Consider the following 14,811-nt stretch of genomic DNA (forward strand, 5'->3'; position numbering starts at 1 on the left):
GGTGGGGCGTTGTGTGCCGGAAATGAGATCGGGTGACGAGAACACGACAAGTCACGATCGGAGGAGTACCGACGATCTAGCATCAGCGATCATGCGGAGGGTCGGACGCAGGCCAGGCCGCCGAAGCCGGCGGATAACATCGAGGATCACGCTGAGCACCACGTTCAGAGCGATGATCTTCGCCGCCGTACCGCTGCTCGGCACCACCGCGGCCTGCGGCACCGTGACGAGCGCGCTGCCGGCGGTCGGCGACCCCCTTCCGGCCGCTGTCACCCGGCAGTCGCCGCTGCCGGCACGCTCCACCGCGTCCCCGGGGTGCGGTGACCGCACCGCCAGCCTGCGCCCGCCGGTCACGCTCCCCCCGCCCGGCCAGCCGGACGGCCCCACCCTGCGCGAGATCGTCGACCGCGGCTACCTCACGGCGGGGGTCCGTCCCGACACGCCGCCGTTCGGGTCGCGTCACCCGGACACCGGGGAGTTCGAGGGGTTCGACGTCGACCTGGCCCTGCTGGTGGGCCGGGCGCTGTTCGGCGCGGACGGCCATGTCCGGTTCCGGGCGGTGACCGGCGCCGACCGGGTCGCTCTCGTCCGCGACGGCACCCTCGACCTGGTCGCCGCAACGCTGACCATCACCTGCGAGCGCGCGGACGAGGTCGACTTCTCCGCGCCCTACTACCGGACGGCCAAAGCCGTGCTGGTGCTGGAGGACGCGCCCTACCAGGGCCTCGCGGACCTCGGCGGCCGGCGGGTGTGCGCGGCGGCCGGCACCACCTCGCTGCAGCAGGTTGTCGACGCGCCGTCGCGGCCGATCCCCGTCCAGCTTGCCAGCCCGGCCGACTGCCTGGTCGCGCTGCAGGCGGGAACGGTCGAGGCGATCGTGAACGACGAGGCCGTCCTGGTCGGGATGGTCAAGCAGGACCCGGAGACCCGCATCGTCGGTGTCGGCGCCTTCGACGTGGCCATGGGCATCGCCGTCGCCAGGGACGCGCCGGACCTCACCCGCTTCGTGAATGGCATGCTGGAGCGGGCGGACCGTGACGGAACCTGGACGGCGATCCACCGACGATGGCTGGGCGACGTCCGCCAGCCGCCCCCGCCGCCGGCCCCTGTCTACCGGGACTGATCCGGATGGCCTCGCGACGCGACGTGGACGACGCCCTGGCGCTTCTCCGGTCGGAGACGGCGGCGCTGTCGACGAGCCTGCTCGAGCTCGACGCGACCGCGGAACAGGTGCTCGGCGACGTCACGCGGCTGCGCGGGCGGACCGCCGCCCGCGCCGCGGTGGCCCGGGCCGGGCTGGGATGGCTGTGGGACCGCCATCGCGCCGTCAGCGAGGTGCTCGGCCGGGTCGAGGCTTTGCGCGGCCTGCCGGATTCCCGGATCGGCGCCCGGCAGGCGGCGCGGGTCGACGCGTTCCTGCGCGAGCCGCCGTCGCACCCGCCCACACCGCCGCCCGGGGAGTTATCCGCGCCGCTGCCCAGGGAGCTGGGATCTGCCCCTGGACAGCTGCCGGCCGGTGCGACCGACAGGCTCCCGCGGAGTGCGGCCGGCAACCTGCCGGCTGGCGCGGCCGGGCGCCTCCTCGCCGGCACCCGGGAGATCGCCGAGGCGGTCCGTGCCGAGTTGGCGGCGGTGACGGCGGCCCGGGCCGCGCATCACCGGATTCTTGTCGACGCGGCGCGTGGGCTCGCGGAGACCGACGCCGTCTGCGCACGCCTCGCGATACCCGACCTGCCGGAGCTGGTCGCCGCGCGCGCGGCGATGGGCGCCGCGGCAGCGGCGGTGACGGCCAACCCGCTGGAGACCACACCGGACGACCTCGGGCCCACCATCGCCGCGGCCGCCCAGGTAGGTGAGCTGGTCGCCGTCCTACGCCGAACTTTCGACGGGCTGGACGCGGAGCTCGCCGCGGCCGAGGACATGCTGCACCGGATCGTGTCGGTCGCGCAGGAGGGTGAACGCGCCGCCCGCACTGTGGTGGAACGCCTCACCGGCGACCCGACCGGCCTGGTGCGGCTGGGTGACGGATGGTTCGACGGCCCGCGCAGCGGGCTGCGGCCATGGCTGGACCGGCTGGTGGCGGCCGGTGCCGCGGGTGAGTGGCGGCTGGTCGCCCACGGCCTGGGCGCCTGGCACCGGGTCGCGCGGGAGACGCTCGCCGCGGCGGAGGAGACCGTCACGACGAACTCGGCGCCGCTGCGCCGTCGGGACGAGCTGCGCGGCCTGCTGGGCGCGCTGCGCGCGAAAGCCGGCCGGCTCGGCCAGCTCGAGTCGCCTCATATCGGCGAGCTGTACGAACGCGCCGCGACCGCGCTGCGCACCGTCCCGGTTGATCTGGACGCGGCACAAGCCCTGGTCACGGCATTTGGCGACGCCCTGCTGAACATCCCGCCCCCGCCACCGGCACCGGCACCGGCGTCCGCGCCGGTGGCAGCTTCAGTGTCCGCGCCGGGCGAGGTCGCGGGGGTGTCGGCGGTGTCGGCGGCGCGGCAGGTTGGTGACGGGGGCGGCCATGCCGCGTGGACGGAGGAACGCTGGTGACGGTCGACGGCATCGCCTGCCCGGAACCCGACTGCGACGGAATCATCGAGGACGGGTACTGCAACATGACCGGGCTGGCGTACCGGCCACCCGAGCCTGATCCGGGGCCACCGCCCCATCCCGACCCGAGCGGGTCGGGCACGAGCGGGTCGGGCACGAGCGGGTCGGGCACGAGCGGGTCGGACGGGAGCGGGTCGGACGGGAGCGGGTCGGCTGGCGGATCCGCGTCGTGGAGTTTGACGGCGGGCGGGACACCGCGCCGGCGTCGCCGCCCGGGCCGGGCCCGTCGTCCCCAGAGCCGGCTCGGGGAGGGGCTGGTGGACGTCCCGGACATGCCGACCCCCGATCCGGAGTCGCTGCTGCTCACCGACCCGTGTGTTCCGGAGCACCGGCGGGTGTGCTCGGCCTGCGGGGCCGAGGTCGGGCGGGCCCGCGACGGCCGGCCGGCTGCCGTCGAGGGCTTCTGTGTCACGTGCGGGCACCAGTTCTCGTTCGTCCCGGCGCTGCGCGCCGGTGACCGGGTGGGTTCCTACGAGATCGCGGGCGCGCTGGCGCACGGCGGGCAGGGCTGGGTCTACCTCGCCCGCAACCGTGAGGTCGCGGACAACTTCTGGGTCGTGCTCAAGGGCCTGCTCGACAAGGATGACCCGGACGCCCAGGCCGCCGCGATCGCCGAGCGCCGCTTCCTCTCCGCGGTGGACGACCCGGCGATCGTGCGCATCCACACGTTCGTCAGGCACGCGGGTACCGGCTACATCGTCATGGAGTACGTCGGCGGGACGTCGCTGCGCGAGGTCCTGCGGCAGCGCCGGGCGGAGGGGGGGCGTCCCGACCCACTGCCGGTCACCCAGGCGATCGCCTACATCCTGGCCGTGCTGCCGGCGTTCGCCTACCTGCACCGCAACGGCCTGGTGTTCTGCGACTTCAAGCCGGACAACGTCATGCTCGGCCGCGAGAGCCTGCGGCTGATCGACCTGGGGGCGGTCCGCCGGCTCGACGACGAGAGCGGCGCGTCCTACCGGACCCGCGGCTACTCGGCCCCGGAGGTCGAGACCGAGACGCCCACCGTCGCCTCCGACCTGTACACGGTCGGGCGGACGCTGGCCACGCTGATCCTGAACTTCCGCGGGAACACGACCACCTACGTCCACAGTCTCCCGCCGGCGTCGACGCACGAGGTCCTGGCGCGCCACGAGTCGCTCGACCTGTTCCTGCGCCGGGCCACGGCCTGGCTGCCCGAGGACAGGTTCGTCTCCGCCGACGAGATGCGCGACGAGCTGCTCGGCGTGCTGCGCGAGATCCTCGCCGCGGAACGGGGCGCACCCGTGCCCGCGCCGAGCCGGCGGTTCACCGGGGACGTCCACCTGACCGGGGAGGACGCCGACGGGTCGGTCGTCAGGCCGCGGTGGGCGAGCCTGCCACGGCTGCGCGTCGACCCGGAGGATCCGGCCGCGGGCACCCTCGCGGCGCTGCCCGACAGTTCGCCCGCGCAGCTCGCCACGCTGCTGGCGGCCATCAGCCCGGCGACGGTCGAGGTCCGGCTCCGGCTGGCCCGCGCCCACCTCGAGAACGGGGACACCGCCGCCGCCGCGGCCGTGCTCGACGAGGTCGAGGCCGAGGATCCGTTCGAGTGGCGGGTCCGCTGGTACCGGGGGCTGCTCGCGCTCGACGGCGGCGACGGCGATGGCGACACCGCCGCGGCGGCCGCGGCGTTCACCGACGTGTACGCGCAGGTGCCCGGGGAGCTCGCGCCCAAGCTGGCGCTGGCCGTCACGGCCGAGGCGGCCGGCGACCAGGCCCGGGCCGCCACGCTGTTCGACCTGGTCTCGCGGACGGACGACGGATTCACCAGCGCCGCGTTCGGCCTCGCCCGGGTGCGGGTCGCGGCGAATGACCGCGCCGGCGCGGTCGCCGCCTACGAGCGGGTTCCGCCCTCGTCGGCGGCGTATCAGGAGGCCCGGATCCGGACCGCGCTCGTCCGCGGGACCAGGACGGCGGCCGGTGTGCCGCGGCCCGCCGACCTGGTCGCCGCGTCGGGCATCCTCGCTGGCCTGGACGTCGACCGGCGGCGCCGGGTGGCACTCACCCGGGACCTGCTGCGCTGCGCGCTGGACCTGCTCCTCGCGGGAGACACGCCACCCGACCCGGACGTCGAGGTCGCCGGCACCCGCCTACGCGAGGACGACCTGCGCTTCGGGCTGGAGCGCGCCTACCGGGAGCTGGCCACCCTGGCGCGGAGCGCGCAGGAGCGCTACGACCTGGTGGATCTCGCGAACGCCGTGCGCCCGAGGACGCGACGGTGAGCGGGCGCCCGGCGGGGCCGCTGCCCCGCCCCGAGGAGCAGACCCCGGTCACGACGCCGCCCGCCTGCCCGCGGTGCGCCGCGACGCCGCTCGCCGGGGACCGGTACTGCGAGCGGTGCGGCGCGGCCCTGACCGCGACGGCCGCCTCCGGGACCGGGCCCGCTTCGCGTACCGCCGCCGCCATGCACGCCGTACTCGTTGCCGACGTCGACCGGTACGAGACCGACCTCGGCGCCGCCGCCGGTGTGTCCGACCGCGGCCTCGTCCACCACTCGAACGAGGACGGAATGGGCGTGGCGTTGGCCGCCGACAGCAGCGTCGGCGCGGTCGGCCTCGGCGCGGTCGGCGTCGTCTGCGACGGGGTGTCGAGTGCGCGGGGCTCCGGTCCGGCTGCCGCGGCCGCTGCCGCGGCCGCGACGGCTCTGCTGACCGACCGGGTCGAGGCCTGGCGGTCCCGGGCCGTTCCGGTGCCGGCGGGCGGGCCGGGCCCCGGCCTCGCACCGCAGCAGGCCTACCTCGGTGGCGGGCGGGCAGGCGGGGCGGCGACACCCGAAGCGGAGCGGGACACGGCCGGCGAGATGGCGGCCGCCCTGCGTGACGCCGCGCGGGCGGCTCAGAACGCGGCCGTCGCGGGGGCGGCCGGGCTCGGCCTCTCCCCCGCGTGCACGTTCGTGGGCACCGTCGTCGTGGACGCGACGCTGGTCGTCGGATGGCTCGGCGACAGCCGCGCGTACCTGGTCGACAGCTCCGGCGCACGCCGGCTCACCGAGGACGACACCGTCGCCGCCGAGGCCGTGCGGGCCGGCCGGCTGGCCCCTGAGCTGGCCGAACGCGGACGCGACGCCCATACGATCACGCGCTGGCTGGGAGTCGGGAGCGCCTCCGCCATTCCCCGGATCCGCGCCGTCGCGCTGCCGAGCGCGGGACGGATCGTGCTGTGCAGCGACGGCCTGTGGAACTACGCCTCCGCGGCGGAGACGCTCGCCGGCCACGTCGACGCGCTCGGGCCCGGCGCGCCGGCGATCGACGTCGCGCGGCACCTGGTCGAGGTGGCGCTGCGCGGGGGCGGCTCCGACAACGTGACCGCGATCGTCATCGACATTCCAGGGAGAACCTGATGGTGGACTTCAGTCTCGAGGTCAGCCAGAACAAGTACCTGCCCGAGGGGTCGGGCGAGGTGCACGCCGTCATCACCGTCACCGCGCACGACGTCCGCCCTGGTACTCCCGACGGCCCCGACGCCCCCGGGACGGCCGGGGCCGCCGCCACGGCGGGCGCCGCCGAGGTCATCCTGCTGGACTGCTCGGGGTCGATGGACTACCCCCACTCGAAAATCATCGAAGCCCGCCGGGCGGCCCAGGCCGCCGTCGACACGCTGCACGACGGTGTCGCGTTCGCCGTGGTGGCGGGCACCGGGCAGGCCGAAATGGTGTACCCGACGCGCCAGGAGCTCGTCGAGGCGTCGCCGCGGACCCGCGAGGCCGCGAAGGCCGCGGTGAAACGGCTGCGGCCCCACGGCGGCACCGCCATGGGCCGGTGGCTGCTGCTCGCCCGCGACCTGATGGCCACCCGCCCGGACGCCATCCACCACGCGATCCTGCTGACCGACGGCCAGAACGGCGAGAGCGAGGCCGTCTTCGCCGCCGCGCTGGCCGCGTGTGAGGGCCGGTTCCAGTGCGACTGCCGCGGCGTCGGTGCCGACTGGAAGGTGGCGGAGCTGCGCCGCGTCGCCTCCACCCTGCTGGGCGGCGTCGCCCTGCTGCGCGAGCCGGCGGAGATGGTGGAGGACTTCCGCTCGCTGATCGAGCGGGCACAGGCCCGCGGGATCGACCGGGTCGGCCTGCGGGTGTGGACGCCCAAGGGGGCGACGATCCGGTTCCTGCGCCAGGTGTCGCCCGAGCTCGAGGACCTCACCGCGCGGGCCGTCGAGGTCAATCCGCTCACCCGCGACCATCCGACGGGCGCCTGGGCCACCGGGACACGGGAGTACCACCTGTGCGTCGACGTCCCCCCGGCGCCGGTGGGGAACGAACGGCTCGCCGCCCGCGTCAGCGTGATCGCCGGCGAGGACGAGCTCTCCCGGACGGCGGTGCTCGCCGCGTGGTCCGAGGATGACGAGCTGTCGACCCGCATCGACGAGGTCGTCGCGCACTACACCGGCCAGACGGAGCTGGCGCGCGCCGTGCAGGGCGGGCTCGCGGCACGCCGCGACGGGGACGAGGTCAGCGCGGTCACCCTGCTCGGCAGGGCCGCGCGGATCGCGGCCGCCGCCGACGACGGCGCGACCCTCGAACGGCTGGCGAAGGTCGTCGACATCGACGACGCGGCCACCGGAGCGGTACGGCTGCGTCCCCAGGTCGACACCCTCGACGAGATGGACCTGGACGCGGGCTCGACCGTCACCGTGCCCGCCCGGCGGTGAGCTCGCCGCACCCCCCGGGCCAGGTCAGCGCGGACGCCCCGTGCGCCGGGTGCGGGTTCCCCATGCCGGTGACCGAGCCCGTCTGCCGCGCGTGCGGTCACAACGCCGTCACCGGGACAGGCCCCCGGGCGGTCGGCGTGGTCCCACTGGGCCGCGCGGCGACGCGCGCCGCTCCGGAGGCGACCGACGGGTGGGCGTCCAACGGTTCGGCGGGCACCGGATCGGCGGGCACCGCGTGGGCGGTCGAGATCGCTCCCGACCGCGCCTACTTCGACCGCGGGGAGAACGACGGCGCGGTCTTCCCCACCGACGCGGCCGGCCGGCTGATCCGGATGACGGCCCCACGGGCGGTCATCGGACGGCGCAGCCGCTCCCGAGGCCGGGCACCGGAGCTCGATCTCTCGCTGCCTCCCATGGATCCTGGCGTGTCCCGCTCGCACGCACTGCTTGAGCGGCACGCCGACGGGACGGTCACGGTGACCGACCTCCGCTCGGCGAACGGGACCTGGCTCGGCCCGGACGCGGCCCACCTGGCCAGGGTGGGTGTGGACGACTCGGCGCTCGTGCGCGAGGGCGACCACGTCTTCGTCGGCGCCTGGACCCGGGTGACCGTCAGACCACGCTGAACGCCCGTCCATCCCCGGACTCCACCGACCGTCCAGGCCCTGCCACGTCCCGCACCCATACCTTGACCTGAAGTTAGGTTTAACCTTTAGTCTGGCCGTCATGAGCGATCTGACGATCTCCAACCAGCGCGCGGCGGCTGAAGCCGGGCCCGCGGACACACCACCGAGTGCCGCCGAGCACACGCCGGACATCACACCGCTGCGGGTCGCGGTCGTGCTCGCGAGCGTCCGCGCCGGCCGGTTCGGCCCGGTCGTGGCCGGGTGGTTCGCCCGCCGGGCCGGGCAGCGCCCCGACGTCACCGTGGACGTCGTCGACCTCGCCGGGATCGCCGGGATCGGCGGCGCGAACACCGCCGTTGTCGACACGGCCGCTGTCGACCCGATGACCTGGGAGTCCTTCGCGGACCGCGTCGGCGCCGCCGACGCGGTCGTGATCGTCACCCCGGAGTACAACCACAGCTTCCCCGGACCGCTCAAGACCGCCGTCGACGCACTCGGCCCGCAGTGGCACGCCAAGCCCGTCGCGTTCGTCGCCTACGGCGGGATGTCCGGCGGGCTGCGCGCCGTCGAGGCGTTGCGGGTCGTCTTCGCCGAGCTGCACGCGGTCACGATCCGCGACACGGTCAGCTTCCACAACGCCTGGAGCCGGTTCGGTGCCGACGGCGAGCCGCTCGACCCCGGCCCGGTGGACGGCGCGGCGACAGCGCTGCTGGACCAGCTCTGCTGGTGGGGGTCCGCCCTGCGCGACAAGCGGCGCACCCACCCGTACCAGCGTTGACCGGGTGACCGGGGCCCCGGATCCGGTGACCGCGCCCGCCGGCGACGCGGCGATCTCCCGTCCCACCTCGAACCGTTCCGTCGTCGTGATTCGCCCTCCCACGACCCGGCCCCACGACCCGGCCCCGGGAGCCGATCTGCGCGGTTCGCCCGCCGCACCCCCCGTGTACCCCTTCTGTCGCGTCTCGTACAGTCACGGGGCCCGGCGGATGCCGCGTCTGCCGCGTGCGCGGCAGACGCCCACGTCAGGCTATGACGCGGGAACCCGGCACCGGCGCCCACCACGGCATCCCCGCGCCCGACCACCATCGCGCCACGGCGCGTGGTGGCCACGACGTGCAATGGCGGCGACGTTCAACGAGGAGCGGACGAACGGATGATCGGCGACGACACCCACGTGCGGAACAATCGCACCCGGTGGAACGAGATCTCCGACGACTACCAGCGGTTCAACGCCCCCCAGATCCGCGGGCAGGCGTTCACCGGCGACATCACCTGGGGGGTGTGGGGCATCCCCGAGTCGCGGCTGAACGTCCTCGGCCACGTCGTCGGACTCGACGTGCTGGAGATGGGCTGCGGCGGGAGCCAGTGGTCGACCGCGCTCGCCCGCCGCGGCGCGCATCCGGTGGGGCTCGACCTCTCCGAGCGCCAGCTGCACCACAGCCGCCGGCTCCAGCGCGAGACCGGGCTCGAATTCCCGCTCGTGCAGGCCAGCGCGGAGGAGGTGCCGTTCGCGGCCGGGTCGTTCGACATCGTCTTCGCCGATCACGGCGCCTTCTCGTTCGCCGATCCCTACCGGGCGATCCCCGAGGCGGCCCGGATCCTGCGCCCCGGCGGGCTGCTCGCCTTCGGTCACGTGAGCCCGATCTACGAGATCAGCATCCCGGACGGCGCCGAGGCCGCCGGCGACCGGCTCGTCGGTGACTACTTCGGCCTGCGCCTCATCTCCGACACCGACGGCCTGGTCAGCGCGAACCTGCCGTACGGGGCCTGGATCAGGCTGTTCCGCGAGAGCGGGTTCGTCGTCGAGGACCTCGTCGAGCCGAGGCCCGAGACCGGCGCGGACGCCACCCACCGCGACAACGCCGAGGAGGCGTGGGCGCGCCGGTGGCCCTCGGAGTGCATCTGGAAGGTCCGCCGGGTCTGACCGACCGCCGGGGCCCGGGGCGGCCCACGAACGGGTCACCCGGTCCGGGCGCCCAGGCCGGCGCCAGGCACGAGGATGACGTGCGGAGGCACGCACGATTTCACCTCGAGGAGGATCGACGCACACGATGAGCCCGACCCCACCGATCCCGAGCGCAGAAATCCCGGCCGCATGACCGTTCCGACCAGGCCGGGGCCGGAGCTGCGGGTCCGGCTGCCCCAGGTCGCGCCGTCCGTCCGCGAGTTCCTCGCGACGGAGGCGGGTGGCGCCGTCCTGCTCGTCATCGCCGCGACGGCGGCGCTGATCTGGGCGAACAGCCCCGTCGCGGACAGTTACCACGACCTCTGGGAGACCACCGCCACCCTCGGGGTGGGGGACGCGGCGCTGTCGATGACCCTGCACCACTGGGTCAACGACGGCGCGATGGCGATCTTCTTCGCGGTCGTCGGGCTGGAGATCAACCGCGAGTTCACCACCGGGGAACTGCGGGACCGCCGGACGGTCGCCGTGCCCGCGCTCGCCGCGGTCGGCGGTCTCACACTGCCGGCGCTGATCTACTTCCTGTTCAACTCCTCCGGGCCCGCCGCAGACGGCTGGGGCATCCCGATGTCGACCGACACCGCCTTCGTCGTCGGCATTCTCGCCCTGTTCGGGCCGCGCTGCCCCGACCGGTTGCGGCTGTTCCTGCTGACGCTGGCCATCGTCGACGACATCGGCGCGATCGCCGTCGTGGCGATCTTCTACACCGACCAGGTGGACGCGGTCTGGCTCGGCGCCGCGGCCGCCGTCCTGGTCGTGATCGGGGTCATGCGCTGGATGGGTGTCTGGCGGCTGCCGCCGTACGTGGTGGCCGCGCTCGTTCTCTGGGTGGCGATCTACTCGTCGGGGGTGCACGGGACGCTCGCCGGCGTGATCATCGGGCTGGTCCTGCCGTCCGCGCCGCCGCGCCGCGAGCAGATCGACGAGGTGCCGATCTACGTCCGGGCACTACGGGAGGACTCCACGGCCTCGCGGGCCGCGCTGGCCGTCTCCGCGGCCAAGTCCACCGTCTCCACCAGCGAACGGCTGCAGTACACCCTGCACCCGCTCAGCGCGTACCTGATCGTGCCGATCTTCGGCCTGGCCAACGCGGGCGTGCACCTCGACAGCCACACCCTCGCGGACGCGTCCACCTCCCCGGTCACGATCGGGGTCGCGGTCGCGCTCCTGGTCGGCAACGGGATCGGGATCACGGCGACCTCGCTGGTCGCCATGCGCACCGGGCTCGGCGCGCTGCCCGGCGGTGTCCGCTACGGCCACCTGGTGGGCGCGGCCGTCCTCGCCGGAATCGGGTTCACCATCTCGCTGTTCGTCACCGAGCTGGCGTTCACCGACGAGGCCCTCGCCGAGCAGGCCAAGATCGGGATTCTGGTCGGCTCCTTCGCCGCCGCGGTGCTGGGCACGTTCGTGCTGCGCTATGTCGGGGAACGCTGGTCGTTGTGCTCGCCGGGCTCCGACGAGGCGATCCCGGCGCTACCGCCGCGCCCATGGCACTCGCCGACGCCGGCCGTCATCCCGGTCATCCGCTGACCGGCCGGAACCCGTGCGGGCGACGGCCGTCCGCAACGGCCCGAGCTCGAGCCGGCCGCGGTACCGCACCCCGTCGATGAAGATCGTCGGGGTGCCCTGCACCCGCAGCTCGGCGCCGCCGGCGTAGTCGGCCTCGACGGCGTCGCCGTAGGGCTGGGCCGGGTCGCCGACGACGAGGTCGGTCTCGATCCCCAGGGACCGGGCGAAGGCCATGAGGTACTTGTCGGCCAGCTTGTCCTGGTTCGTGAACAGCAGGTCGTGCATCTCCCAGAACCGGCCGTGCGCCCCGGCGACCTCGGCCGCCAGCGCGGCGGTGAGTGCGTAGGGATGGATGTCGAAGACCGGGAAGTGCCGGAACACCTGCCGGACCTGGCCGTCAGAGGAGTCGACCAGCTCGTGCAGGATGGCGGCCGCACGGGCACAGTAGGGGCACTCGAAGTCGCCGTACTCGACGATCACCACCGGCGCGCCCGGCTCACCCCGGGAGTGGCGCCCGGGATCGGTCGAGACGCACCGGCTCTGCTTCCCAGCTCGCCCGTGCGCCTTGCGGGCGTCGGCCCGTGGGCCGACACCCGGCCCCGACGGCACGTCGCAGACACCGGTCGCACCCGGATCCCCATCGGACCCCGCGCCATTCACCGAATTCTCGCGAAACGCACCACCCGCTTGAGCGGACACATCCACGCGAACTCCCGCATCTTCTTCGTCTACCATTCCTTCAGGAACTTCCACGTTTTCTTCAATTGGCGACCCTTCACGAATTCGGCACCCCTTCACGAGTCACAGCATTCCCGCCAACCACAGAATTCTCTCGGACCACAGCGTTCTTGCCAACCACAGAATTCCCGCCAACCACAGTATTCTTGTTAACTACAGCATCGTTGTTAACTACAGCATTCTCGCGAACCTCACCCATACGGTCATTGTAGCGAGCGACGGCGACCTCGCGATGCCGTTAGGCTGACGCCCGTGGCCGAGCCGAGAACGTCGGAACGACGTGTTTCAAAGGCCGACGACGATCTGGCGGTCCGGGCGGTGGACCTCCACATACGACGTGGGACGAGCTGGGGCGGCCATGCTGGCCACGGCGGGCGGGAAATCGTGCACGGCCTGTCGTTCGAGGTTCCCCGCGGATCGGTCACCGGAGTCATCGGCCCGAGCGGATGCGGAAAAACCACGCTGATGCGGGCGGTCGTCGGCATCCAGCGCGGAGTGAGCGGAGAGCTACGGGTACTCGGCCTCGACGCGTGCGAGATCGAGCTCCGGCGGCGGGTTGGCTACGCCACCCAGACCGCCTCCGTCTACGACGATCTCACCGTCGACGAGAACCTGCGTTATTTCGCAGCGCTCTCCGCGGACCGGGTCCTCAGCCCAGCCGAGATCATCCGCCGGGCCGAGCGCGCCGCATCCGGGGTCGGCCTGGCGACCGAGGGCCGCACACCGGTCGGCCAGCTCTCCGGCGGCCAGCGCTCCCGGGTGTCGCTGGCCGCCGCGATCATCGGCGGGCACGAGCTGCTCGTCCTGGACGAGCCGACCGTCGGCCTCGACCCGGTGCTGCGCCGCGAGCTGTGGGACGAGTTCCACCGGATGGCCGACCGCGGCCTGACCCTGCTCGTCAGCTCACACGTGATGGACGAGGCGGCCCGCTGTGACCGCCTCCTGCTGCTGCGCGAGGGCCGGCTGATCGCGGACGAGAAGCCCGCCGACCTGCTCGCCCTGACCGGGGCCGGCGACCTCGACCACGCGTTCCTGTGCCTGGTGGAGTCGTCCGCGCCGGCCTGCGCCGACTCCCCGGTACGCGGCGACGCGCCTCCCCCGCGGGACAGCCCCCGGCTTGTCGGCGCTTCCCGGGCGAGCGACGCGCCCTCGGCCCTCGGCGTGCCCCGAACCCGCGGCACGCCGGAGGCCCGTGGCAGGAACACGCGCCAGCCGCTGAACCTCGCGCGCACCAGCAGCACCGCGCTGCGGGTGATCCGCCAGATGCGCCGCGACCGGCGCACCGTCCTGCTCGTCCTCGTACTCCCACCCACGCTGCTGGGGCTGCTGCAGGCCATCTTCGCGAACAGCCCCACCGCCTTCGACCGGGCCGGGACGGGCTTGCTCGGCGTCTTTCCGCTGATGACGATGTTTTTTCTAACCTCGGTCGCCATGCTGCGGGAACGGCGGTCCGGGACGCTGGAGCGCCTGATGACCACGCCGATCGGCCGCGGCGACCTGCTCGCCGGGTACGGCATCGCGTTCGGGCTGCTCGCCGTCGCGCAGGCCGTCGTCACGACCACGACGGCCGTCGTCCTGCTGGACCTGCACATCGCCGGGCCGCTGCCGGTGCTCGGCCTGCTCGCCGTGCTCGCCGCCCTGTTCGGCACCGCGCTCGGCCTGCTCACCAGCGCCTTCGCGAACTCCGAGTTCCAGGCGGTGCAGTTCCTGCCACCGGTCCTGCTCCCCCAGTTCCTGCTGTGCGGCATCCTCGTGGCGCAGAGCCAGCTGCATCCCGTCCTCGCCACGGTGAGCTTCCTGCTCCCGATGACCTACGTCGTGGACGCGCTGACCCGGATCGGCGCCTCCCCCGGGGTGCCGGCGCTGGTCGTCCGGGATGCCCTCGTCATCGCCGCGTGCACGCTGGTCGCCCTGGCCCTGGCCGCGGCGACGCTGCGCCGGCAGGGCCCGTGAACCGCCCGTCAGGCCGTGCGGTCCAGGCCGACGGCGGCGAGGCGGGCGTAGTCCGGTGAGGTGCGCAGCAGCTCCTCGTGCCGGCCGGTGGCGACCACGCTGCCCTCGTCGAGCACGACGATCAGATCCGACGCCCGGACCGTCGAGATGCGGTGCGCGATGACCAGCAGCGCCCGGCGGGCGGCGATGTCCGCCATCACCCGGGTCAGCGCGTGCTCGTTGACCGCGTCCATCTGGGACGTCGGCTCGTCGAGCAGCAGCAGGGTGGGCCGGGCCAGCAGCGCGCGGGCCACGGCGACGCGCTGGCGCTCCCCGCCGGAGAGCAGCACCCCGTGGTCCCCGACGTCGGTGTCGAGGCCGGCGGGCAGGCGGCGGACGACCGCGGTGAGCCGGGCGATGTCGACAACCTCGGCGATCTCGGCGTCGGTGGCGTCCGGGCAGGCGTAGGCGAGGTTGTCGCGCAGCGAGCCGCTGAGCACCGGGGCGTCCTGCTCCACGAGGTTGACCTGCCGCCGGGTCTGGGCCCGTTCGGAGCAGCCCAGCGGCACGCCGTGGACGAGGATCTCCCCCGCGTCCGGCTCGTAGAACCGCTCGATCAGGCCCAGCACCGTCGACTTGCCGGCCCCGGACGGCCCGACCAGCGCGACCTGGCCCCGCGCCGGCACGGTGAACGACAGTCCCCGCAGGACGGGCCGCTCGACGTAGGAGAACCAGACGCCGCGGAACTCCAGCGCCGGCGTCTGGTCCGCCCCTACG

At 73.9% G+C, this 14,811-nt stretch carries 12 protein-coding genes; 10 read left to right on the forward strand and 2 right to left on the reverse strand.

Annotation, left to right across the window (positions count from 1 at the left end; translation table 11 throughout):
- Positions 1 to 172 precede the first annotated feature (172 nt).
- The 9 genes from FMEAI12_RS02455 to nhaA all read left to right on the forward strand — a co-directional run bounded on the left by FMEAI12_RS02455 (position 173) and on the right by nhaA (position 11,385).
- Entirely contained in the window at positions 173 to 1,123 is a 951-nt protein-coding gene (locus FMEAI12_RS02455; RefSeq protein ID WP_235013617.1) for a glutamate ABC transporter substrate-binding protein, read from the forward strand.
- Positions 1,124 to 1,128: 5 nt separating this feature from the next.
- Complete coding sequence (locus FMEAI12_RS02460; RefSeq protein WP_112104830.1) at positions 1,129 to 2,541, forward strand: hypothetical protein; 1,413 nt, start codon at positions 1,129 to 1,131, stop codon at positions 2,539 to 2,541.
- On the forward strand, positions 2,538 to 4,844 hold the full coding sequence (locus FMEAI12_RS02465; protein ID WP_112104836.1) for a serine/threonine-protein kinase: 2,307 nt from the start codon (positions 2,538 to 2,540) through the stop codon (positions 4,842 to 4,844). The genes FMEAI12_RS02460 and FMEAI12_RS02465 overlap by 4 nt, the downstream gene beginning before the upstream one ends.
- Entirely contained in the window at positions 4,841 to 5,962 is a 1,122-nt protein-coding gene (locus FMEAI12_RS02470; RefSeq protein ID WP_112104831.1) for a protein phosphatase 2C domain-containing protein, read from the forward strand. The genes FMEAI12_RS02465 and FMEAI12_RS02470 overlap by 4 nt, the downstream gene beginning before the upstream one ends.
- Positions 5,962 to 7,266 (forward strand): VWA domain-containing protein, encoded by a 1,305-nt coding sequence (locus FMEAI12_RS02475; protein WP_112104832.1) that lies wholly within the window; start codon positions 5,962 to 5,964, stop codon positions 7,264 to 7,266. The genes FMEAI12_RS02470 and FMEAI12_RS02475 overlap by 1 nt, the downstream gene beginning before the upstream one ends.
- 137 nt (positions 7,267 to 7,403) lie before the next feature.
- Entirely contained in the window at positions 7,404 to 7,892 is a 489-nt protein-coding gene (locus FMEAI12_RS02480; protein ID WP_235013618.1) for an FHA domain-containing protein, read from the forward strand.
- 100 nt (positions 7,893 to 7,992) lie between these two features.
- Positions 7,993 to 8,670: an NADPH-dependent FMN reductase gene (locus FMEAI12_RS02485; protein ID WP_198541322.1), complete on the forward strand. Its 678-nt coding sequence runs from the start codon at positions 7,993 to 7,995 to the stop codon at positions 8,668 to 8,670.
- 375 nt (positions 8,671 to 9,045) lie between these two features.
- Positions 9,046 to 9,816 (forward strand): class I SAM-dependent methyltransferase, encoded by a 771-nt coding sequence (locus FMEAI12_RS02490; protein WP_071063670.1) that lies wholly within the window; start codon positions 9,046 to 9,048, stop codon positions 9,814 to 9,816.
- A gap of 171 nt (positions 9,817 to 9,987) precedes the next feature.
- Positions 9,988 to 11,385, forward strand: coding sequence for a Na+/H+ antiporter NhaA (gene nhaA, locus FMEAI12_RS02495; RefSeq protein ID WP_112104833.1), 1,398 nt, complete (start codon positions 9,988 to 9,990; stop codon positions 11,383 to 11,385).
- Here the strand turns inward: nhaA and FMEAI12_RS02500 are convergent.
- Complete coding sequence (locus FMEAI12_RS02500; RefSeq protein ID WP_235013619.1) at positions 11,329 to 11,973, reverse strand: DsbA family protein; 645 nt, start codon at positions 11,971 to 11,973, stop codon at positions 11,329 to 11,331. The genes nhaA and FMEAI12_RS02500 overlap by 57 nt on opposite strands.
- Positions 11,974 to 12,420: 447 nt before the next feature.
- Between FMEAI12_RS02500 and FMEAI12_RS02510 the strand changes: the two genes are divergently transcribed.
- Positions 12,421 to 14,055, forward strand: coding sequence for an ABC transporter ATP-binding protein/permease (locus tag FMEAI12_RS02510; protein ID WP_235013620.1), 1,635 nt, complete (start codon positions 12,421 to 12,423; stop codon positions 14,053 to 14,055).
- Between the two features lie 8 nt (positions 14,056 to 14,063).
- Here the strand turns inward: FMEAI12_RS02510 and FMEAI12_RS02515 are convergent.
- A partial coding sequence (locus FMEAI12_RS02515; protein WP_146776607.1) for an ATP-binding cassette domain-containing protein occupies positions 14,064 to 14,811 on the reverse strand: 748 nt, incomplete at its 5' end.

Source organism: Parafrankia sp. Ea1.12, assembly GCF_900465275.1.
Lineage (GTDB): Bacteria > Actinomycetota > Actinomycetes > Frankiales > Frankiaceae > Parafrankia > Parafrankia soli.